21 protein-coding genes are annotated in these 21,498 nt (G+C 62.2%); 8 read left to right on the top strand and 13 right to left on the bottom strand.

Going from position 1 to position 21,498, the window contains the following annotated elements:
• Positions 1–10: 10 nt before the first annotated feature.
• Both JGU71_RS20465 and JGU71_RS20470 read right to left on the bottom strand, forming a co-directional pair.
• Positions 11–892: a universal stress protein gene (locus JGU71_RS20465; protein ID WP_233529842.1), complete on the bottom strand. Its 882-nt coding sequence runs from the start codon at positions 890–892 to the stop codon at positions 11–13.
• Positions 893–896: 4 nt separating this feature from the next.
• On the bottom strand, positions 897–1,799 hold the full coding sequence (locus JGU71_RS20470; RefSeq protein WP_199706152.1) for a universal stress protein: 903 nt from the start codon (positions 1,797–1,799) through the stop codon (positions 897–899).
• Between the two features lie 156 nt (positions 1,800–1,955).
• Between JGU71_RS20470 and JGU71_RS20475 the strand changes: the two genes are divergently transcribed.
• On the top strand, positions 1,956–3,686 hold the full coding sequence (locus tag JGU71_RS20475; protein WP_199706153.1) for a GAF domain-containing sensor histidine kinase: 1,731 nt from the start codon (positions 1,956–1,958) through the stop codon (positions 3,684–3,686).
• Between the two features lie 20 nt (positions 3,687–3,706).
• On the opposite strand, the gene JGU71_RS20480 is transcribed toward JGU71_RS20475, so the two are convergent.
• Entirely contained in the window at positions 3,707–4,288 is a 582-nt protein-coding gene (locus JGU71_RS20480) for a CBS domain-containing protein (RefSeq protein WP_233529843.1), read from the bottom strand.
• Positions 4,289–4,553: 265 nt separating this feature from the next.
• Here JGU71_RS20480 and JGU71_RS20485 point away from each other — a divergent pair, with 265 nt between their 5' ends.
• From JGU71_RS20485 to JGU71_RS20500, 4 genes are all read left to right on the top strand, one after another.
• The gene (locus JGU71_RS20485) at positions 4,554–4,940 is read left to right on the top strand and encodes a hypothetical protein (RefSeq protein WP_199706155.1); all 387 of its coding nucleotides are present in this window, start codon (positions 4,554–4,556) and stop codon (positions 4,938–4,940) included.
• A gap of 157 nt (positions 4,941–5,097) precedes the next feature.
• Positions 5,098–6,066 (top strand): 1-phosphofructokinase family hexose kinase, encoded by a 969-nt coding sequence (locus JGU71_RS20490; RefSeq protein WP_307829741.1) that lies wholly within the window; start codon positions 5,098–5,100, stop codon positions 6,064–6,066.
• Positions 6,056–6,787: a hypothetical protein gene (locus JGU71_RS20495; RefSeq protein WP_307829742.1), complete on the top strand. Its 732-nt coding sequence runs from the start codon at positions 6,056–6,058 to the stop codon at positions 6,785–6,787. Before JGU71_RS20490 ends, JGU71_RS20495 begins: the two co-directional genes overlap by 11 nt.
• A gap of 2 nt (positions 6,788–6,789) precedes the next feature.
• On the top strand, positions 6,790–7,041 hold the full coding sequence (locus JGU71_RS20500; RefSeq protein ID WP_199706157.1) for a dsRBD fold-containing protein: 252 nt from the start codon (positions 6,790–6,792) through the stop codon (positions 7,039–7,041).
• A 29-nt stretch (positions 7,042–7,070) separates the two neighbouring features.
• Here JGU71_RS20500 and JGU71_RS20505 read toward each other — a convergent pair whose 3' ends face one another.
• Both JGU71_RS20505 and JGU71_RS20510 read right to left on the bottom strand, forming a co-directional pair.
• Positions 7,071–7,643, bottom strand: a complete 573-nt coding sequence (locus JGU71_RS20505) for a hypothetical protein (protein WP_199706158.1) — start codon at positions 7,641–7,643, stop codon at positions 7,071–7,073.
• A 93-nt stretch (positions 7,644–7,736) separates the two neighbouring features.
• A complete protein-coding gene (locus JGU71_RS20510) occupies positions 7,737–8,729 on the bottom strand; it encodes an Acg family FMN-binding oxidoreductase (protein ID WP_199706159.1) in 993 nt (330 codons plus the stop codon).
• Positions 8,730–9,035: 306 nt separating this feature from the next.
• Here JGU71_RS20510 and JGU71_RS20515 point away from each other — a divergent pair, with 306 nt between their 5' ends.
• The 3 genes from JGU71_RS20515 (at position 9,036) to JGU71_RS20525 (ending at position 11,926) form a co-directional block, all read left to right on the top strand.
• The gene (locus JGU71_RS20515; RefSeq protein WP_199706160.1) at positions 9,036–10,160 is read left to right on the top strand and encodes an inorganic phosphate transporter; all 1,125 of its coding nucleotides are present in this window, start codon (positions 9,036–9,038) and stop codon (positions 10,158–10,160) included.
• A gap of 13 nt (positions 10,161–10,173) precedes the next feature.
• Positions 10,174–10,413: a hypothetical protein gene (locus tag JGU71_RS20520; protein WP_199706161.1), complete on the top strand. Its 240-nt coding sequence runs from the start codon at positions 10,174–10,176 to the stop codon at positions 10,411–10,413.
• Between the two features lie 109 nt (positions 10,414–10,522).
• Complete coding sequence (locus tag JGU71_RS20525; protein WP_199706162.1) at positions 10,523–11,926, top strand: WS/DGAT/MGAT family O-acyltransferase; 1,404 nt, start codon at positions 10,523–10,525, stop codon at positions 11,924–11,926.
• Here the strand turns inward: JGU71_RS20525 and JGU71_RS20530 are convergent.
• The 8 genes from JGU71_RS20530 to JGU71_RS20565 all read right to left on the bottom strand — a co-directional run bounded on the left by JGU71_RS20530 (position 11,923) and on the right by JGU71_RS20565 (position 21,473).
• A complete protein-coding gene (locus JGU71_RS20530; RefSeq protein ID WP_199706163.1) occupies positions 11,923–12,438 on the bottom strand; it encodes a P-loop nucleotide/nucleoside kinase family protein in 516 nt (171 codons plus the stop codon). The two genes, JGU71_RS20525 and JGU71_RS20530, sit on opposite strands and share 4 nt — an antisense overlap.
• A gap of 33 nt (positions 12,439–12,471) precedes the next feature.
• On the bottom strand, positions 12,472–13,350 hold the full coding sequence (locus JGU71_RS20535) for a 3-oxoacyl-[acyl-carrier-protein] synthase III C-terminal domain-containing protein (RefSeq protein WP_199706164.1): 879 nt from the start codon (positions 13,348–13,350) through the stop codon (positions 12,472–12,474).
• Complete coding sequence (locus JGU71_RS20540; RefSeq protein WP_199706165.1) at positions 13,334–14,437, bottom strand: 3-oxoacyl-ACP synthase III family protein; 1,104 nt, start codon at positions 14,435–14,437, stop codon at positions 13,334–13,336. The genes JGU71_RS20535 and JGU71_RS20540 overlap by 17 nt, the downstream gene beginning before the upstream one ends.
• Before the next feature lie 26 nt (positions 14,438–14,463).
• On the bottom strand, positions 14,464–16,179 hold the full coding sequence (gene cydC / locus JGU71_RS20545; RefSeq protein WP_199706166.1) for a thiol reductant ABC exporter subunit CydC: 1,716 nt from the start codon (positions 16,177–16,179) through the stop codon (positions 14,464–14,466).
• Entirely contained in the window at positions 16,172–17,845 is a 1,674-nt protein-coding gene (gene cydD, locus JGU71_RS20550; RefSeq protein ID WP_199706167.1) for a thiol reductant ABC exporter subunit CydD, read from the bottom strand. Before cydD ends, cydC begins: the two co-directional genes overlap by 8 nt.
• A complete protein-coding gene (gene cydB / locus JGU71_RS20555) occupies positions 17,842–18,867 on the bottom strand; it encodes a cytochrome d ubiquinol oxidase subunit II (protein ID WP_199706168.1) in 1,026 nt (341 codons plus the stop codon). Before cydB ends, cydD begins: the two co-directional genes overlap by 4 nt.
• Before the next feature lie 9 nt (positions 18,868–18,876).
• Positions 18,877–20,358 (bottom strand): cytochrome ubiquinol oxidase subunit I, encoded by a 1,482-nt coding sequence (locus JGU71_RS20560; protein ID WP_199706169.1) that lies wholly within the window; start codon positions 20,356–20,358, stop codon positions 18,877–18,879.
• Positions 20,359–20,471: 113 nt separating this feature from the next.
• Complete coding sequence (locus tag JGU71_RS20565; RefSeq protein WP_199706499.1) at positions 20,472–21,473, bottom strand: zinc-binding alcohol dehydrogenase family protein; 1,002 nt, start codon at positions 21,471–21,473, stop codon at positions 20,472–20,474.
• Between the last annotated feature and the right edge of the window lie 25 nt (positions 21,474–21,498).

Genomic DNA, 21,498 nt, shown 5'->3' on the forward strand with positions numbered 1-21,498 from the left:
GATCGGTAGGTCAGGCGGGACCAGCGGCAATGATCAGCGGGCATTTGGCCGAGTGCAGTAGCTTCTGACTCACCGACCCCAGAGTCATTCCGGCGAAACCACCGCGCCCATGGCTGCCGACAACGAGCAGCTCGACATCGTCGGAGAAGTCCAGGAGGTGTCGCACAGGGTCGTTCTTGACAACGATCTTCTCCACTGTCACATCCGGATACCGGCCTGCGGAGCCCGCGAGACTCGCCGAGAGCAGGGCCTCTTCCTTGGTCGCGACCGCGTCCCAGTCACCGACGTGCAAGAACTTGCTGTCATCGGTCCAGGAGTGCACCGCAATGACCTTCGCGGCCCGCATCGACGCCTCTTCGAATGCGATCTCGATCGCGGGGATGCTGTTGTCTGAGCCATCGACACCAACCACGACGGCCTTTCTCGGACGTGACAAGTGCCACGGATCGCTTGCACGGAAATGCACTATCGCAACCGGGCAGTGCGCGTGGCGCGCGAGCGAAGAGCCGACCGATCCGAGCAGACCGCGGCCGACTGCTCCGAGTTCGCGACTTCCGATCACAATGAGACGTGCGTCCTTGGATCTGTTGATCAGGGCGGGTGTCCTCGGCTCACGAACTAGTTCTGTTGTCACTTCCAAGTCCGGCGACGTCTCGAGCACCATCTGCTTGGCCGCCGAAAGAAGTTCTGCGCCTTCGGCTTCCAAACGCCCCATGTCCGATTCGGTGTAACTCAAACCCGGGCCGTAATCGAGCGGCGTGAATACGGCATGAACTATCGACAGCGGAACGCGACGACGCTCCGCATCGCCTGCCGCCCATCGAAGTGCCTCTTTCGACGAGCGCGACGCGTCGAAGCCGACAACGACGGGTAACTTGAACATTTTATCCATCGGCTCAATCCTGTTTCCTTGCAATGATTATGGGACATTCGACGCTGTGCAGGAGCGCCTCGCTGGTCGAGCCGAGAGTCATTCCGGGGAAACCGCCTCGGCCATGACTGCCAACCACGATCAGCTGCGCATGCTCAGCCTGCACCTGCAAGTTGCGCGCCGAATCGCCTTCCACGACAACGGTGCGCACCCGCACCTGCGGGTAGCGATCGCGACACCTTCCGAGGCTGTCGGACAGCACCGCTTGTTGGTCGGCGAGTGTTGCCGGCCGATCGATCACAGACGTGATGAGGTCGCTGTTGGCACGCCAGACGTAGACAGCAACAAGCTCGACCCGGCGGTGCGACGCTTCCTCGAACGCAATGTCGATGGCGGAGCAACTGTTGTCGGTTCCATCCACGCCGACCACTACCGGAGCGGCGTTCGCCGTACCGGCGAAAATCTTGCCGAGGCGGACAACTGCAACCGGACAGTGAGCGTGATGCGCAACGGCAGTACTGACCGAACCGAGCAGTCCCCGCCTGAAGGCGCCGAGACCACGACTCCCCACAACGAGCAGGCGTGCGTTCTTCGACATATCGAGCAGGGCCGGGATCGTGGGGCCCGCAACGAATTCTGTGCTGACCGCAATCGGTCCGATTTCGTCCGACATCGCTCGGACTGCCCGCTCCGAGGCATCGAGTATCGACCGCCCCGCGCGCTCGGCGTCGAACTCCTCGGAAGCCAGTGACAGTGCACGGCCGTAGCTGATCAACGCCATTCCCGGTCCGTGGCTGACGAGCACTGGTCGGGCATTCACAACGACAAGCGGGCTCGCGTAAAGCGCGGCCTCCTGCGCCGCCCACCGCAGAGCGTCGTGGGCCGCATCGGATCCATCCACACCGACGACGACGGGTTGTTTGTCCATACGTTCGACGTTAGGACCTGACTCGGTCGCCGGACGCCGGCCAATGGTCACCGAATTTTCGGCGGTGGTCCTTTGCCTCACGATGGGCTCGACTCCACCGTCTCGTAAAGACCGCAACGATCGATGTGATCGCTTGCGAAGTGCGACAATGGCCGCGTGCCCAGCAACCCCAACGCCACGCAGAGTGAAGGTTCGATCCCGTTGCGTGAAACGTTGTCGCAACTTCGACTTCGCGAGTTGCTGTCCGAGGTTCAAGACCGAATCGCGCAGATAATCGATGCCCGAGATCGAATGGACGGGCTGGTAGAGGCCATGCTCGTAGTCACGTCCGGTCTGGAGTTGGACGAAACTCTTCGGACGATCGTGCATACGGCGATCCAACTCGTCGATGCACAATACGGCGCGCTCGGAGTGCGAGGTCACGACCACCAGCTCGTCGAGTTCATCTACGAGGGCATCGACGAAGCGACCAGAGAGCGAATCGGACCCCTCCCCGAGGGCCTAGGGGTACTTGGCCTCCTGATCGATCAGCCGAAACCGCTGCGTCTGGACGTACTCGCACACCATTCGTCCTCTGTCGGCTTTCCACCGAATCATCCACCGATGAATACCTTTCTCGGAGTTCCAGTCCGGATCCGCGACGAAGTCTTCGGCAATCTATACCTGACCGAGAAGGCGAACGGGCAACCGTTCACCGAAGACGACGAGGTCCTGGTGCAAGCACTCGCGGCGGCGGCTGGCATCGCAATCGAAAATGCACGGCTCTTCGAGGAGACCAAGACTCGACAAGCTTGGATCGCGGCCACTCGCGATATCAGCACCGAGTTGCTCGCCGGTGCCAAGTCCGGACTCGTATACCGCCTCATCGCAGACAAGATGCTCGACCTCGCAGCAGCCGACCACATCTTGGTTTCCGTTCCGGAGGACCCCGAGGCTCCACCGTCGGACGTCCGCGAACTGCTCGTGGTCGAATCAGTCGGCAACGGTGGACGATTGCGAGTCGGTGAGCGATACGACCTAGCAGGCACAGCATCCGGGCAAGCTTTCACCACACGCACCCCACTGAGGTTCGACGCGCTTACCACCAGCCAGATTGCCGACGAACTGCCCACTGATGGTCCTGCGTTGATACTTCCCCTGCGTGCGGCGGATTCGGTGACCGGTGTCCTGATCATCCTTCGCCGGGCTGGTGCCCCTCCCTTCACCGATGATCAAATGGAGATGATGACGGCTTTTGCCGACCAGGCCGCGTTGGCTCTGCAATTGGCAGAAGCTCAGCGGCAAGTTCGCGAACTCGACGTGTTGACCGATCGCGACCGCATTGCGCGAGACCTACACGACCACGTGATCCAGCGACTTTTTGCCGCAGGTCTGGCGTTACAGGGGACGATCCCACGCACGCGCGTGCCCGATGTGCAGCGGCGCATCACCGAGGTGATCGACGACCTGCAAGGCGTGGTTCAGGACATCCGGACGACCATCTTCGATCTCCATGGCGGTGCGCCTGGCAAAACCCGACTACGTCAGCGCGTGGACGAAGCGATCGATCAGCTCACAAGCAGCGCGGATGTCAGAACGACCGTACGAATCAATGGGCCGTTGTCGGTCGTCGAGCCGGTCCTCGCCGATCACGCAGAAGCTGTCGTGCGCGAAGCTGTCAGCAACGCAGTTCGACACGGCCACGCAAAGTCCATCAGAGTCAGCCTTTCGGTCGAAGACAACCTCACGATCGAGATAATCGACAACGGCATCGGCGTTCCCGAGAACATCACTCCCAGTGGACTTTCCAACATCGAATCCCGTGCAAAGGAAGTCGGCGGGGGCCTTTCCATCGGACCGGCCGAGGGCGGCGGCACCGTATTGACGTGGTGGGCGCCACTCCCCTGAATCGGCGGGACCGCCGATCGTCAAATGCCGACTGCAGGCGCCACGGCCGTCGGCAGTACGTCGACATGGCGCACGCCGGGCACGGTACGGGCAAGAGCTGCGACTATTCGCTGTTCGTCCTTGCTGGAAAACCCACCGCAGATTTCGATCTTCCCCTCGTTCGAGGCGATCGTCCACTGTCTCCGACTTCCCGCGTAGTCGTCGAGCAGCGATCGAATTTTCGCCGCGATCGTGACGTCGTCGTTGATGAGTACGCGAAGCAAATCTCGGCGGGCAACGATGCCGATCAGGAGGCCCTGCTCGACGACGGGCAGCGACCGCAGGCGCCCGTTGAGCATTCTCACCGCGGCCGTGCTGACGTCCGAACCTGGACTGATCACTTCGGCAGGCGTCGACATCGTCGATCCGACCGACGCGTCCTGCTGGTCAGGACCCACGGCCAGTGCGTTCGACTCGGACAAGACCCCGACGACCAGTCCGTCTCCGTCGACAACCGGCAGCGCAGCAAACCTATTGTCTACGAGAATCGAAATGGCCTCTCGCAGAGATGTTTCCGGTCGGACGCTGATGACCGATCGAATCATGAGATCCCGTACCTGCATCGAACTCTGCCTTTCTGACATCTAAACCGTGCGAAATGGCGGTCCATCGACTTTTCCGATGCACGCCTTGCAAGAATCCTTCTCCACGGCCCCGACACTCGGCTAACGGCGATGGCCCTCTGGTGCCGGGTCTTAGGTCATCGGATGGACGGCATCGCGGAGGATTCTGCACACGATCGATCGCCACCCGCCTTCTGATCCACTCGTTACCTTCGGCACTACCGGTCGGGTCGCGCTGAGCAGCACAGTGTCGACCATGATCCCGATGAGAATGCACCCGGCGCGCTCGATCTGGCACGTGTTGCTCGCCAATTCAGCTGCGGCAACGGGTCTTTCCGCGTGGGTCGCTGCTGGCGCCGTAGCGGCGCAGGTCATCGATGTCGACGTACCCTCGTTGCCTGCCGCAATCGATATCGTGGTTGTTCTTGCCGCGCCGCTGACAGTCACAGCGCGTATGGCTTCCACGGAGAATCGACACACCGCACTGGCGGCGCTGCTGACCGGAGCGCTGCTGCTCGTGTGGGTCAGAACGGAGCTTCCGTTGCTTGGCTGCCCGGGCTGGGTCCGCGCTGCATCGACGATCGCGGGTGTAGCCATACTCGCGACCGGCCTGATTCTTGCCGTGTTCGTCCGCGACCGATCGCCTCGGTAGCCGCGACGCCGTCGGCGATCGGAACCTCCTTCGAATTGCTGGGGACGTGTGTCGTTCCGGGAAGGTCGTTCGACTCTGTATCTCCCGGTTCCGCCCATCGAAAATCGATGAATCAAAGCAGAGGACGCGAACGTCCACGCAGGAAAGCGGGCTACCAGTGCCGGAGATCGTCACTCTCACAATGAATCCCGCTCTCGACATCTCGACAACTGCGCCGAGTGTCGTTCCGACGAGCAAATTGCGATGTGCGAAACCGCAATACGACCCTGGCGGAGGTGGGATCAACGTAGCCCGGGTGGCACACGTACTCGGTGGCAGCGTCGCCGCTGTGTTTCCGTCCGGGGGTCCTTCCGGTCGAGTACTCGAAGATCTGCTTGCTGCCGAACACGTTCCGAGCCGGTCCGTCCGGATCGGCGGGTCGGTTCGGGAAAGTTTCGCCGTCACCGATCAGCGGACCGACGAGCAGTACCGCTTCGTACTGCCCGGGCCTGAACTCACCCTCCGGGAACAGGACGAGTGCCTCGCGGCCGTTGCCGATGCCGCATCGGGCGCTCGTTTCGTCGTCGCAAGTGGCAGCCTCCCGCCCGGCGTACCGACCGACTTCTATCAGCGGGTAGGCGACGTTGCAGCTGCTGCGGGCGCGCGCTTCGTCCTGGACACATCTGGCCCGGCACTTCAGCGCGCGCGTACTGGCATCTACTTGCTCAAGCCGAGCATTCGCGAGCTCCGCGAGAGCATCGGGGGCGAACTGACAACCCGCACAGAACAGGTGTCTGCCGCACGATCTTGGATCAGGTCCGGCAAATGCGAAGTAATTGTGCTGTCGCTCGGCGCGGGAGGCGCTCTGGCGATCACCGCCGACTATGACGAATGGTTTGCGTCGATCGATATGCCTGTGCGCAGCGCGGTCGGTGCGGGAGACGCGATGGTCGGCGCAATCGTCGTCGGCGCGAGCCGCGGGATGACTCTGCACGACTCCGTTCGCTTCGGCGTCGCGGCAGCTGCAGCTGCTCTGACCGTACCCGGAACCGGCTTGTGCCGGCGGGCAGACGTCGATCGTCTCTTCGCTGAACAAACCGACGCGAACACCACCAATACGCATGAAAAACACTGTCGTGCAATATAGTTCACGAGCGGACGAGACCCGTGACGGGCACCGGAGTCCTGCCGCGAACCAAGCTCTACTGCTTTCGCTGAACGGCCCCGAGACAGCTCCATCGAAGCCAGACCACTCCATCGTTCGCGAGTGGATTCCCATAGTCACATTCGGTGAGTCCGTCGGCTTCTCGATACCGGCCGTCGTCGGAATTGCGACTGCGGCTGCACCCGCCGCGGTGGCACTGCCTGCGTTGGTAGTGGCCGGCGCGGCAGAAGGCGCGGTTCTGGGATTGGCTCAGGCGACCGTGCTGCGACGCGCATTGCCTGACCTATCTCGCACGCGTTGGGTGCTTTCCACGGCCGCGGCGGCCGCGTTCGCTTACACGCTCGGTATGGCCCCGTCGACGTGGGCGTCCCCAATTACTCGTTGGCCACCCGTTGCAACAGTGGCCGTTGTGTCCCTGCTGGCCGTTGCAGTACTGCTGTCGATAGGAACAGCGCAGTACTCGGTCCTGCGCAACGTGGCCGCCAATGCCGGCCACTGGATCTGGATCACAGCTCTGGCCTGGCTCGCAGGACTCGCAGTTTTCATGGGCGTCGCAACGCCACTGTGGCACGAAGGCCAGTCGGCACCACTCGCGATCGGCATCGGCCTACTCGGCGGCCTGTTCATGGCCGCAACGACCTCGACACTCACCGGATTGGGTCTACGCCTGATCCTGCCCCTCTCGACACTGCACAGGAGATAGCAATGCAGGCACAATTCTTCGAAGTCACCATCGTCGTAGACGAGCGTGGAGCCGACACGAGAGCCGTCGCTCGACTGCAGATGGGTGCAACTACGAGACGAGTCGGCACCGGCATTGCCGGCCATACGCCGGGCGTGGGAAACGGTGACGGATCGGCAGTCGAGCTGGCGACGGCGCGTGCTCTTTCCGATCTGGCCGAGCAGCTCTTTGCATCGGCGGATACCAGTTCCGCACTACCGAACTCCTGGCTGTGACAGGAACCGAATCCGTGCGTTCGGCGTCGTCACCACAGACGATATGAATCCTCGCTGATGGCGAATCCGTGCTGAGCGGTGGTGCGACAACTCACGGTTTCGGTCGGCGCAATACTGCACTCGAATCCGTCGACCACGAGATGCAGATCGTACGGAAGGACCTCTGCGACCCCGCTAAAGCGATGAAACCGAGGGTCGCCCGAACTCGAGAATGTTCCGACCCCGTCGGCAGTGACCTCGATCGAGTTGGGACGAACAAGATCTTCCTGTACCGCGCTTCGCACGGCCGGCGTATCGGGCGGAAACGGCCCGTGGCATCCGGCCAGACCCGGACGCGTAAGTCTGATCGCACATTCGTAGTTCCCGCCCGGAGAAACGAAGTAAAACGATTCCCTTTCTGCGTCGGCATATCTGGACGGAGCAACCAATCCCGGTGCCGAAGAATCGTCAGGTCCCGCTGGCAGGCGCTCTGAAATATGTCTCGAATCGACTGCGGGTATCATCGCATGTCCATTGGCGGAGAATTCCATTCGGTTATCCGAACCGCCAATAATTACCGCACAAACTCCTGCCGCGAAGAATGCGGTGTAGCCATAATTCATATTTCAATCGTATTCACCGTGTTCCGGTTCGGGGAGAATCGAAAGGCATCTGCCGCAGAGGCATCACCAGAAATCCACAACGGACTTTCGGCCCTATCCGGCAGTCGGACGAACAGTGAGCACATCGGCAAGGGGACGTCGTGGGGTCAGCGGATCTGCCGTCCACGCCGACGCTGAACCTACACGCACGATCACCTGCGGAACCCCTGAGCCGGTGAGCATTTCGCGTATGAGACTTCGACTGTCCGGGAGTTCGGTCATGTGGGTGAGAGGACATGTGGCCAGGCCCCGCGCAGTGCATTCGAGCAGAATCGTCGACAACGCCTCGCCACATCGCAGCCAGTCCTCCCGCGAGTCGCTGGGCGTGGTAAGCACAAGGATCTGCGACCTGTCGACCCCAACTTCGACTCGATGCATCGGCTGCTTCTCGGCAACAGGAAACGCCCTGCCGAACGGCACTCGCGATGCTTCGGCGCGCGATGGAACAGCCGTCACGGGGATTCCGTCCGGGAGTGTGGAACGACCTGTCCACCACTGCAATTCGGCTTTGTAGGTCGAGTCGTACCGGTGCAGCGCCGCGGCACGATGTGACACGTGTGCAAGTTCTGCGCGTCGACGCGGAGGAATCTCTTCGACGCGCGCGTCGTAGCCGATTGCGATGTCGTGCAGTACTGCAGAGACTTTCTGCCAGTCCCGTGGCGGCAGGAATACCAGGCGGTCCGTCCGGCGGTGCAATATCGCTTTTGCGCGTGTGCGGTCTTCCTCGGATGTCTTTGCCGCAGGCTGGAATTCGACCGTTGCGAGAAGATCCGGTGCCCCCGGGTCGGGAAAGCGAGTGATATGGGAGTCGAGGTCGGTGCCCGCTGCGGCGACACGAAGATGATCCAGCGCCGCTCCGCAGCTGATCGACAACTGCCTACCCGAGTTGTCCGTGATCGGAAGCAGTCGCTCGTCGTCGGCGTAAAGGTGTACCTTTTTTCCGTCGATAACCCACTTCCACGGTTGACTGTTGTGAAGCGACGGAGCTCGACACGCCGTCTCGATCAACGCCTCGATCGTTGCAACATCTACGACGCCATCTGTCATCTTCTGCTCCTGAATAAAGTTGCGTCGCGACCTGGCCGACCGCACCGCACCGCACCACTGAATCCTCGATTCCGATTCCACGAACCTAACGCCGCAACGGACGTGAGCGCGGCTGCTGAAAGTCATGCGTAACAGGGTCCAACGGCCGCCGTGAGCGACGGCAGCCAACGGCGGCCGAACTGGCCGAAAGCCTTGACCGCAGGGCCGTTCGGCACTCGCGCGCGCCGCCCGCCGACCGGCAACCTGAGCGTATCGACATCCTGGTGGAGATCACCTCGAACTGGATGCGCTCCGAAAGGAATTCCGATGGATGTGACTTTCATCGTTCTCGCTGTGGTGATCACGGCGTTGGTGTTCGACTTCACCAACGGCTTCCACGACACCGCCAACGCGATGGCAACCTCGATCGCGACGGGAGCGCTCGCACCCAAAGTTGCGGTGGCCATCTCGGCGGTCCTCAATCTGTGCGGGGCATTCCTTTCCACGGCCGTTGCGAAGACGATCTCCGGCGGGCTCGTCGACGACACGAAAATCACACCCGCCGTTATCTTCGGCGGACTGGTTGCGGCGATCGTGTGGAACATGCTCACCTGGCTGGTCGGGCTGCCCTCCTCCTCGTCACATGCGCTGCTCGGCGGACTCATCGGCGCGGTCTGGTTCGCTGCCGGCGCGGACGCTGTGCACTTCGGCGTTGTCGTTTCCAAGATCCTGATTCCCGCATTGACGGCACCCGTCCTTGCTGCGACCGTCGCGCTGACCGGCACCTACCTCGCGTACAGACTGACCCGTCGAGCGTCCGAGACGTCGGTTGCCACGGGCTACCGATTCGGCCAAACCCTTTCTGCGTCACTGGTTTCGCTGGCGCACGGCACCAGCGACGGCCAGAAGACGATGGGTGTGATCACCTTGGTCCTAATCACGTCCGGACACCTCAGCGCAGGCTCGGGTCCACCGCTGTGGGTAATCACAGCGTGCGCCGTCGTGATCGCGACGGGCACCTACCTCGGCGGCTGGCGGATCATCCGGACGATGGGGCACCGGCTCACCGATATCGAACCCACACAAGGGTTTGCAGCAGAGACCAGCTCGACCGTCGTCCTACTCACCTCAGCCCATATGGGCGTTCCACTTTCGACGACGCAGGTGTGTACCGGAAGTATTGTGGGTGCCGGGCTCGGACGGCGGCTCGCCCAGGTTCGTTGGACCGTCGCTCGTCGGATGGCCATCGCGTGGGCGCTCACAGTGCCGGCCGCTGCACTTCTCGGCGGACTGAGCGGTCGCCTTGCCGACTCCGGCAACAACGGAGTCGCAGTCGTCGGCATCTCGTTGGTTGCGGCTTTGATCGTCATCTACACAATTTCGCGCCGCGAAGTCGTCAATTCAGCGAATGTCAACAATGTCGATCGCCGCGTCCCCGCCAACGCAATCTGAGAAGGCCACCATCATGTCGCAAATCTCTGTCAACTGGAGTTCACTGGCCTGGGCGGCCGCCCTGAGCATGGCCATCGGTCTCACCCTCATCACCGTATTCACCGTCGGTGTCCTCGGCTACGACCGCGGCACCGACCCGCACTCCACCCCTGGGCAGCGGACGGGCGGCCGCGTCCTCGCCGGCACCGCTCTGGCGATATGTGCAGCAGCTGTCTTGCTCGGCGTCTACCTGCTGATTCCGAGATTGCACTGACACCGTTGACATTCGGCGAAACCAACGGGACCTCTTTCTCTCCCGCCCACAGCAACGGCGGACGAGCCTTGGGTATGCACGCTCCGTCCTGCAGAAGAATCGGGTACTCATGACACAACGTTTGTCCCCTCTCGATGCCGGCTTTCTCGAGTTGGAAGACTCCGACCCCAACGTCAGTCTTGCGATCGCGGCCGTGGCGATAATCGAAGGTCCGCCGCCGAGCGAGGCTGATTTCCTCGAAGCGGTCGCGGCCCGATTGATCGCAATTCCACACGCGCGCGAGCGAATTCACACCACCGCATTCGATCTGAGTGCGCCGGTATGGATCGATGACGACGACTTCGATGTCAATCGTCACCTGCGTCGCACCGCCCTACCTGCACCGGGCGACGACGACGCCCTCGGTCACCTGGTCGGCCGTGTGATGGCGCAGCGGCTGGACAGGTCCCGACCCCTGTGGGAGTGCTGGGTCGTAGAGGGTCTGGAGAACGGTCGGTGGGCGATTCTGGCCAAGGTTCATCACTGCATGGCCGACGGCATCGCCGGTGCGCGACTGTTCGAGGCCCTCTGCGACCCGGACACCCACAACGGTGTGGTGAGGCTCGTCAGTCGGCGCGAACCAGCGGACAACTCTACGGGCATTGCGCGCCGCGTTCGCGACGCGCTCGTTGCGCTACCGTCCTCCCCCGCCGCTCAATTCCGCTATCTCGTCAAGGGTCTACTGACCCCCCTTCAGATCGCGCTCGGAACCTTCGGCGCAGCCAAAGGGTTTGCCGGCATCGCAGGCGGTGTGCTCGTTCCGACCGCGTCGACGTCGCTGCTCGGGCCGGTCGGCAAACAACGGCGATACGCAGTGGCGCGAGCGTCGATGCTCGACATTCGCGACGTGTGCACCGTGTTCGATGTGAAGGTGAACGATGTGGCCCTCGCTGCCATCACCGGGGCATTGCGCACAATGTTGCTCCGCCGCGGAGAGGAGCCGAAAGAAGATTCGGTTCGGACACTCGTTCCGGTGTCGGTTCGGAACTCGGGCAGCGCCGATGTGCTCGACAACCGTGTCTCCCTGATGTTGCCTGTCCTGCCCGTGGCAATCGCTGATCCGGTCGACCAGCTCGCCGCCGTCCACGGTCGAATGGCAGCCCACAAGTCGGGCGGCGAGGCCGAGGCGGGTCATCTCGCGACCTCGTTGGCCGAGCACTGGCCCTTCGCACCCACCGCATGGGCCGTACGGCTGGCGAGCAGACTGCCGCAACACGGAATCGACATCGTGGCCACGAACGTTCCCGGCCCCAAGCACAGTAGGACCGTGCTCGGAAGTCGGGTCGTCGAGATCTTTCCCTACGTCCCGATAGCGTGGCGCCTGCGAATCGGAATCGCGATCTTGAGCTACGCCGACCGGGTTTCGTTCGGAATCACCGGAGATTTCGACTCGGCGCCGGATCTCGACTTTCTGGCTCACGAAATCGAGCGCCATATGGAACTTCTCGTCGCGGAAGCACACTCCCGGCGTTAACAGTTCGCGAGTGCGACTGCGCGTAGTCGCACTATCTCGACAGCGGATTCGATATCCGTCACCGCAGTGTCGATCACGAGCCGCTCGCGGTCCCATGGCTCGTAGACGCGAGCGGTCACCTGTTGCCACGTCGGCAGGACCAGACCCGCAATATCTGCGGCGCGACGCTCGACCCGCTCGCGGTGTCGACTGGAATCCGAGCAGACCACCTCGACGTCGAGAAGCCAGGCGCCCCGTTCGAACGCAACATCGCGCCACGCATCCCGCGTAATCCTGAGTGGGTTCACGCACTCGGCGACGCAGAGCAATCCGTTGTCGATCTGATCGCGCGCCACCGCGTATCCGATCATGTAGCCGGCCGTTTCCACCGTCGACGCTTCACCCGATCGTTCGAGCGCGTTCTCTATGGTGTCGATCCGCACAAACGCCGCGCCGAGGGACCTCGCCACCGGCCGAGCTATCGACGTCTTCCCGGTCGCAGGCAAGCCCGCGACCACGATCAACCCGGCCATCCTGTCGCCGCTGCCTTCTGTTGCCGCCTTCTGTTACGTCGCAGGGGGCATGCGATAGACAACGGCAGCTGCTTCGATCCCTGCGCCGGCGGCGAGTAGGAGTGCAGTCCCACCCGGACGTAGTTGCGAGACAGCGTCTTTCATGGCCAGGAGAATCGCAGACGTGTGCGCATTGGCATCCGTAGCTGCCGTGATTCGCTGCGGCGAGATGCCGAGCTCGCTCGCCAAAACGATGCAGAACTTTCGATCGCCTGGAGCAGCGACAATCAAGTCGAGTCCGTCGATATCCAATTCCTCAGCTGCCAAGCACTTTTCGGCAGCTCGAGCCGCAGCGGCACCGTAGCCGTCAGCACAGTCTTCGGAAATTTCGAAGCGCAGCACATTCTGTCGATGCTCCAGCCCGACGGTGGCGCGGAAGGCTTTCTCGTCATCGATCGTGACCCAATGGAAGTCGCCGAAGCCGTAGTTGGAGTCCCGCCAGCTGCACAGCAGCGCGGCACCGGTCGGAGAGAAGGGAAAATCTTTGCTCATTCCGTGCCCGGGGTCGGCGTCGCTCGTCACCACAAGTCCCCTGGTGACCGTGCCGGTTCGGAGAAATCCGTCTATCACCTGGGCAGCAGTCAGCGCACCGCACGATCCGTTGGCGACATCGAAGGAAAAGGTGCCGTGTCCCCCGGCGTGTGGATCCTCGGGATTCGCGCCGATGTCTTCCTGAATCAGTGCTGCCAGTGCAGGTTCGCCGAGATTGCGATCGCGATAGAGGCCCGCGTTGACTACGAGGTCCAGATCGTTCGGGTCGCAGCTCGCGGACGACAGGCACTCCTTCGCGGCCTCCACCGCAAGATGCAAAGCGCTGTGCTTGGTCCGCCAACCGCCGTGCGAAACGCTGATGTTGTCAATGACTGTTCCCATAGCTTTCCAGTAACTCCTTGTCCGGTGTGAAGAGAACGACGCCGATCTCCAAACCGGACGCCAGCGCTACGAGCGCAACGGTTTCGCCGGGCTCTATTCGTTGTGCCTCGAATTCGTCGACCAACGCAACCGTGTGTGTCGTCGACGCTGTATTGCCGTATTTGTCGACGGTGATGACCGCATCGTGTCGAGGTGCATCACCGAACTTCTCGACAAGTTCTGCCATACCCTTCCGAATCGCACGAGCAGACGTTTGGTGTGTGATCACGTGATCGATGTCGTGGAGTGACAAACCGGCTGTGTCGAGGACCTCCTGGAACAGCACCGGGGTGTCGGAGATCGCAACCTTGTGTATGGCACGGGAATTCGTGAACATACGCGCCGCAGGTTCGTGTCCCTTCGGATACGCGAGGCAGAGTCTGCTGTGATCGGCGATGGTCGTGAAGCCTGAGACCGAAATACTTCCCGAGCCAGGCTGTGCGCGTTCGAGGACCAACGCGGCGCCGGCGTCACCCACTGTCAGCGACGCGAGCTCCTTGCTCATAACGTTGTGCACGTGTCGGGCGGCGTTCGCGCTGACCGGCGAGATGTACTCGCCGCTGACGACCATGCCGCGCGTGATCAAGCCCTGTCGAATCCAGTTGTTCAGAATCGCGACGCCGGTAAGCATTCCTGCGCACGCGTTCGAGATATCGAAGGTCAGCGCGCCGGTTGCACCGATGCGTTTCGCGATCGCACTACTCATGGTTGGTTCGAGCCACTGGGTGAGGCCGTCGCGAAACTTGGTGATGCTGCAGTTGATCACTACTTCGATTTCTTCTCCACGCCGACCTGCGTGCCGGAGGCTGTCCTGCGCAGCAGCAGTAGCGAGAGTCAACGAATCATGTTCTCCTGCTGACACTCTCCGCTCATGAATGCCCGTAAGGCGTTCCAAATCGATGTGTGTCCGATGTTTCGTCGTGGCCATCACCTCGGTGGTCGACATGTGGGTCGACGGAAGCTGTCTGCCGGCACCGGCGATTCGAGTTCGGTACGGCGAACGAACCTTCTGCGACTCGTCTTCCATTACAAGCCAACGTTTTTGCATTGCGAGACCTCCTTCTTCCAAGCCTGTCACCGGGGGCGATCGGCGACGAGAGGAGAAGGTCCCGTACGGCTGGGTCTTCCAGCCGGCGCAGCCTCGACAGTGTGCACCCGGTCGGCGTGGGTGTCGGACGGAAGCTGATGGGTGACGACGACGACCGTCCGATCTGCAGCGACCAATCCGCAACGCCGATCGAGCAGGCTCCGCAGCAGATCGGCGCCGTCCTCGTTGTCGAGGTGCTCTGTAGGCTCGTCGAGCAACAAGACTCGGGCAGGTGATGCCAGTGCCCGCGCGAGCAGAATTCGCCGCCGCTGGCCCCCCGACACGGCCTTGGCTCCACCGGTCAACCGAGTGTGCAATCCCTCCGGCAACGCGCTCACCCATCCGCTCAACCCCACAGCGTCGAGGATGCTCATCGCCGCCGGCTCCGTGAGATTGCCGTTCGATACCCTCAGGTTCTCCAACAGCGAGGTGTCGAACAAGTGCGCGTCTTCGGCGAAGAACCCGATGTCTGTACGCAACTGCTCGCTGTCGAAATTTTCGATCGGAAGCTCGTCGATCATGACGGATCCAGCCATCGCAGGAAGGATCCCTGCAAGAGTCATCAACAGAGTCGTCTTGCCCGCACCGCTGGCACCGACTATTGCCGTACGCGATCCAGGGAAGAAATCTAGATCGATTGCACGGGTCTGCCTTCCGCCGTTTCGACCGCACACAAGACCCTCGGCCCGAACGGCGACCGACGGAGGGACCGCAACCGTGCCCGCATCGTCACACGCCGTTTCGGCAGCATCCAGCATCGCCATCAACCTGGTTGCGGCGATTCGCGCCCTTGTGAGTTCCTGCGCCGTCTCGGGCATCGGCCCGAGGGCCTCGAACGCTGCGAGCGGCAGTAGCACGAGCACCGCCAACGCCATAGGTGACATGTCGGCGGCACTTGCGTAGGCAAGAATGCCGAAAGCCAGTGCCGCAACCAAACTGACCGATATCGCGAGAGGTTGCGCGGCAGCCGCCAAGGCTGACCCGAAAGCGGCGCGGTCGAAGAGAGCGACCGATCTCATCCGCTTACGTCGGGTGTCGTCGAGCAACCCGTCGAGCTTTCCCGCGACCCGCAATTCGGCAGCATGGTCGAGAGCGACGACCCCGCGTTCGACGGCCGCAGCACGGGAGAACGCGGCAGCCTGTTCGGCTTGCCTTGCGGACCTAGCACCTACCCATGGCGCGACGACGCCCGCGAAGACAGCTGATCCGGCCAACACGGTAGCGGCGGGTAGTGAAATGCAAGCACTGAGTACCACTGCAGCAGTGGCCAATACCGCAGCTACCGCCATCGGGACGATAGCTCGCACAACTACGGCACCTACGGCGTCGACATCGACTCCCGTCCGCACGAGGAGGTCACCCTTGCGCAACCCCGTCACAGTCGCTGGGTTGCCCTCCGCGAGCCTGCGGTAGATGGCTGTACGCGCGTTGGTTGTTCCACGCAGCGCAGCATCGTGGGACGCCAAGCGTTCGAGGTAGCGGAAGATTCCGCGGGAGATGCCGAGTGCGCGTACGGAGACGACAGCAATCGACAGGTCGAGAACAGGCGGCATCTGCCAGGCGCGGGCAATCAGCCACGCAGCCAACGCAGCGAGCGCGAGGCCGCTACCGAGGGCAACCACACCGGCAGCAATGGCCACGGCAAATCGACGCAATGGAACGTCGAGCAGCAGGACTGCACGCACGAGCGGGTCGTTACGCATCGGTACGCACCTCCACCAGGACGTCAGCGGTGGCAAGCACCGCGGGACGGTGTCCAACGACAACGACCGTCACACCACTTCGAGCGCGGTCGACCAGCGCCTGGAGCACCCTCGCTTCGGACGCGTCGTCGAGATGAGCCGTGGGTTCGTCCAGTAGAAGCACCTGCTTGTTGCCCGCAAGGACCCTGGTCAATGCGAGTCGCTGCCGCTGTCCGAGAGACAGGCCGACACCACCTTCCCCGACCAGGGTTGCCCAGCGATGGGGCAATTCGTCGAGTACTGCGTCGAAACCCGTTGCCGCGCATGCAGCAGCAAGCCGGTCGGCACCGATGGCAATGCTTCCCGTCAGTTCGAGGTTTTCACGCAGCGTGCCGGGGACGAGAACCGGACGCTGCGGCAGCCAGCCGACTTGCGACCACCACTCCTGCAGATCTACCCCTGCGACGTCGCGTCCGCCGACGATCACGCGTCCCTCGTCCGGAGCGTTCAGTCCGATAATCGCCTGCAGCGCAGTGGATTTGCCGGCACCGTTCATGCCCACCAACACGGTGACGCGCCCAGGTTCGAGACACGCCGACAAATTGTGCGGGGCGAAGCCACTGCGAGTACGAATCGATACATGCTCGAGTTCGATCGTTCCGCCGACGGGCGTCAAGCCTCGGCCGACAGCCTCCTCGGTGGTCGTTTCGAGAACCTCGAAGGCTTGGTCGGCCGCAGCTTTGCCGTTCGCAGCCGCGTGAAACTTTGCACCGACCGCACGTAACGGTTGATAGACCTCCGGTGCCAGAATCAGCGCGACCAATCCCGCCATAAGGGTCATTTCCCCGAAAACCAGACGCAGCCCAATACTGACCGCGACGAGCGCAACGCACAGTGTTGCAAGCAGTTCCAGAACGAACGCAGACAGGAAGGCAACACGCAGCGCAGCCATGGCGGACTTACGGTGCGCGTCGCCGAGCTCCCGAACCCGCCGCGCTGGACCGCGCTCGCGACCCAGCGCTCGAAGTGTCGGTAACCCCGCGAGGAGATCGAGCAGCTGCGCCGACAACGCACTCATCGTCTCCAACGTGGCTTCCGATCGGTGTTTCGTCAGCAGTCCGATCAGCACCATGAAGATCGGTATGAGAGGCAGGGTTACGACGATGATGACTGCGGAAACCAGGTCGTGCCATGCGATGACGACAAGAACGATCGGAGGTACGACCGTCGCAAGCACCAGTGCCGGAAGATAGCCCGCCAAGTACTGCCGCAGATCGTCGAGTCCCTGCGACACCAGAAACGTCAAGTTCGCTCGACGCGAATCGAGTTCTCGCGTCTGCAGATTCGCGCCGGCCTCCAGCACTTCGCTTTCGAGTTCAGCGACGACACGAGAAGCGGCACGGTGACCGAAGCGGCCTTGAGCCCACACGGCGAGCACACGCGCTCCGAGAGCCATGCAGAGAACGGCTAGTTCGAATGTCCACGCCGCGAGATTTCGGCGATCCGGTTCGGTGATGACGCCCGCCAACACGCCGCCGACGCACAGAGCCGATACAACGGTCGCTATTGTCGCGACCAGCGAAAGGATAACTGTCAGAACAAGATAACTACGCGCCGATCGGGAGTACTTCCACAGCCGCGGATCGATCGGGCCGCGACTGTTACGGGGTTCGGTTGCGAGCCTCATTGCGACCGATCCGACTTCAGCCCTATCGACGGCGGAATGTGGTCGACGGAGATTCGGCTGCGGAACACCCAGTAGGTCCACGCCTGGTACATGACGACGACCGGAGTCATAAACGCTGCGGCCCACGTCATCACCTTCAGCGTGTAGTCGCTCGACGACGAGTTGGAGATGGTCAGGTTGTACGCGGCGTCAGTGGTGGACGGCATCAAGTTCGGATAGAGCGAGCCGAACAACAGCACGACGGTCGACACAATCGCGACGGTGGTGAGCAGGAATGCCCAGCCCTCTCGACCTGCCCTGGTGAGGGCGGCAACTCCGACCAGCGCAGCGGCAGCCGTGGCGACTGTCAGCCAGGTCCATCCCTTGCCGTAGGACACTTGCGTCCAGAGGACGAATACACCGGCTACCAGGACTGCTGGAACTGCGAGCCGTTGTGCAAGAAGTACAGCGTCTTCGCGGACTTCGTCTGCAGACTTGAGTGCGACGAACACAGCGCCGTGGAGTACGAAGACCAGGGCTGTCGTCACGCCGCCGAGCAGCGCGTACGGGTTCAGCATGTCGAACAGATTCGACGTCACCTTGCGGTCGGCGTCGATGGCAACCCCGCGAACCAGATTGGCGAAGGCAACGCCCCACAACACCGCCGGCAGCCACGATCCGACCATGATGGCCGCATCACAGCGTGCCCGCCACCGTACGTCGTCGATCTTCCCGCGCCATTCGATCGCAACGACTCGGACGATGAGCGCGATCAGGATGAGCAACAACGGCAAGTAGAAGCCGGAGAACATGGTTGCGTACCAGTCGGGGAAAGCCGCAAAGAGTGCGCCACCCGCCGTGAGCAGCCAGACTTCGTTGCCGTCCCAGACGGGGCCGATCGTGTTCAACAGAACACGACGTCGCTCGTCGGTTCGGCCGAGGACAGGAAAGAGCATTCCGACGCCGAAGTCGAAACCCTCCAGGACGAAGTAGCCCGTGAACAAGACTCCGACCAGGACGAACCACACCTGCGCAAGTTCCATCACCATCTCCTAGTAAGCGAACGAAAGTTGTTCGGGGGCATCGCTGTCGGAGCCCTGGCTGGTCTTCGAGTGCGCGTCGCGGGCGCTGGGGCCGGCGGCTATGTAGCGCTTGATCAAGTTGAACCAGACGACTGCAAGCACCGCATAGATCAGCGTGAAGAGCACGAGAGACAGGAGCACGGTCCACGACGAGTGACCCGATACCGCGTCTCCCACTGTCAATCGAATCTGGTCGACGCCCGTCGGATTGGGTGCAACAACCCATGGCTGCCGCCCCATCTCGGTGAAGATCCAGCCAGCGCTGTTGGCGAGAAACGGGGTAGGAATCGCGAGCAAGCTCAGCCAAGCAAACCAACGTTGATGCGGCACGCGGCCGCCTCGCGTCAACCAGAGTCCTGCGATGGCCATGGCCGCCGACCCGATTGCGAGGCCTATCATCAAACGGAACGACCAGTAGGTCACGAACAGGTTCGGACGGTAATCGCCCTCCCCGAATTTCGAACTGTATTCTTGCTGAAGGTCATTGACGCCCTTCAAGTCCACACCGGAGAATTCGCCGTCGGCAAGCCAGGACAACACACCCGGAACTTCGATCAGATGTGTGACGCTGTCGCAGTTGTTGTGTGTGCCGATCGTCAGGATCGAGAATTTGGGATCAGTGCCGCTGTCGCACAACGATTCCGCTGAAGCCATCTTCATCGGTTGCTGATCGAACATCAGTTTTCCCTGCTTGTCCCCCGTGATCACGAGGGCAATACCGGCGAGAACCACCACTCCCAGCGCGAGACGCGCGGCCGGACGCCACATCTTTCTGGCATCGGCAACCACATCCGGATCCGGCGTTGTCAGCGAGACCTTGCGACTGTTGCGGACCATCCACCAGCCGGCCACACCTGCGACGAAGGTGGCAGCGGTCAGGAACGCACCGGCGACGACGTGTGGAAATGCTGCCAGGGCGGTGTTGTTGGTCAACAGCTCCCAGATCGAGGTCAATTCGGCGCGGCCCCGCTCAGGGTTGTACCGCGCGCCGACCGGATGTTGCATGAAGGAATTCGCAGCAATGATGAAAAAAGCCGATGCGTTGACGCCGATGGCGACGAGCCAGATGGTGGCCAGGTGAACAAGTTTCGGCAGCCTGTCCCAACCGAAGATCCACAGTCCGAGGAACGTCGATTCGAGAAAGAACGCCACTAGCCCTTCCAAGGCGAGTGGCGCACCGAAGACGTCGCCGACGAACCGCGAGTACTCGCTCCAGTTCATCCCGAACTGGAACTCCTGCACGATCCCGGTGGCGACTCCGATCGCGAAGTTGATGAGGAACAGCTTTCCGAAGAACTTCGTCAGTCGGTACCACTGCTCGTTGCCGGTGATCACCCAGACTGTCTGCATGATCGCGATCAGTGGCGCAAGCCCGATCGTCAGAGGGACGAAAATGAAGTGGTAGACGGTGGTGATACCGAACTGCCACCTCGCGAGATCCAAAGCGTCCATTGCCACTCCAATGCGTAGGTTACGGCGAAACCTATCGACGGGTGCGCGGCCGTCGGGAGGGTCGAGGTCCCCATATTCGTGGGCCGAGTGGCCCTAGAGTCGCGTCGACAGCGTCACGGCACCAGTACGGCCGCACCGACGATTCGATCGCGTGCCAAGTCGGACAGTGCGTGATCCGCATGCGCGAGTGGATAGGCCGTCGTCGTGACGCGAACGTGATGATGGTTGACGAACTCGAAGAAGTGGGCGGTGTCCTCACGAGTATTCGAGGTGACCGACCGTATTTGCTTCTCGTAGAACAGGTGCCGCTGATAGTCGAGTACAGGGACGTCACTCAGGTGTATTCCCGCTATGGCGAGTGTCCCGCCGCGATCGAGGGATTCGAGCGCGGGCAGCACGAGATCGCCGACCGGGGCGAACAGAATCGCCGAATTCAGTTTCACCGGCGGGCGGTCCGCGGCACCCTGCACCGATGCCGCACCGAGTTCGAGCGCGAGAGCGCGCGCCTTTTCATCGCGAGTCATCACATGGACTTCGGCCCCGAGCGCGAGTGCCAGCTGAGCAGTGATGTGTGCGCTTCCCCCGAACCCGTAGATACCGAGGCGGCCCTGCGGCGGCAACTCGCAGCGCACCAACGATCGATAGCCGATGATGCCCGCGCAGAGCAACGGTGCCAGTTCTTGGTCGGAATACCCGCGCGGCAATCGATAGGCAAAACTTGCCGGCACGGTCGTGTACTCGGCGAACCCACCGTCGGCGTCCCACCCTGTGTATCGCGAACTCGGACAGAGGTTTTCGGCGTCGCGCCGACAATAGTGACAGTGGCCGCACGTTTCTCGCAACCACGCGATTCCCACGCGATCGCCGACCGAAAAGCTCGTGTCCACATCATCGCCCACCTGCGAGACTTCGCCGACAACTTCGTGGCCTGGCACGACGCAGGCGCGGTGGACCGGCAAGTCGCCCTCGCTCACATGGAGGTCGGTCCTGCAGACACCGCACGCGATCACCCGAACCAGCAGCTCGCCCGGTGCTGGCGAAGGTCGCCGAATACGCACTCGAACGAGAGGTCCGGTGGGCATCGGGCCAGGACGCTGGACTTGCCATGCCGTCATCATGGGTTCGCTTGCCATGGATCAA

The organism is Antrihabitans stalagmiti (assembly GCF_016482825.1).
Lineage (GTDB): Bacteria > Actinomycetota > Actinomycetes > Mycobacteriales > Mycobacteriaceae > Antrihabitans > Antrihabitans stalagmiti.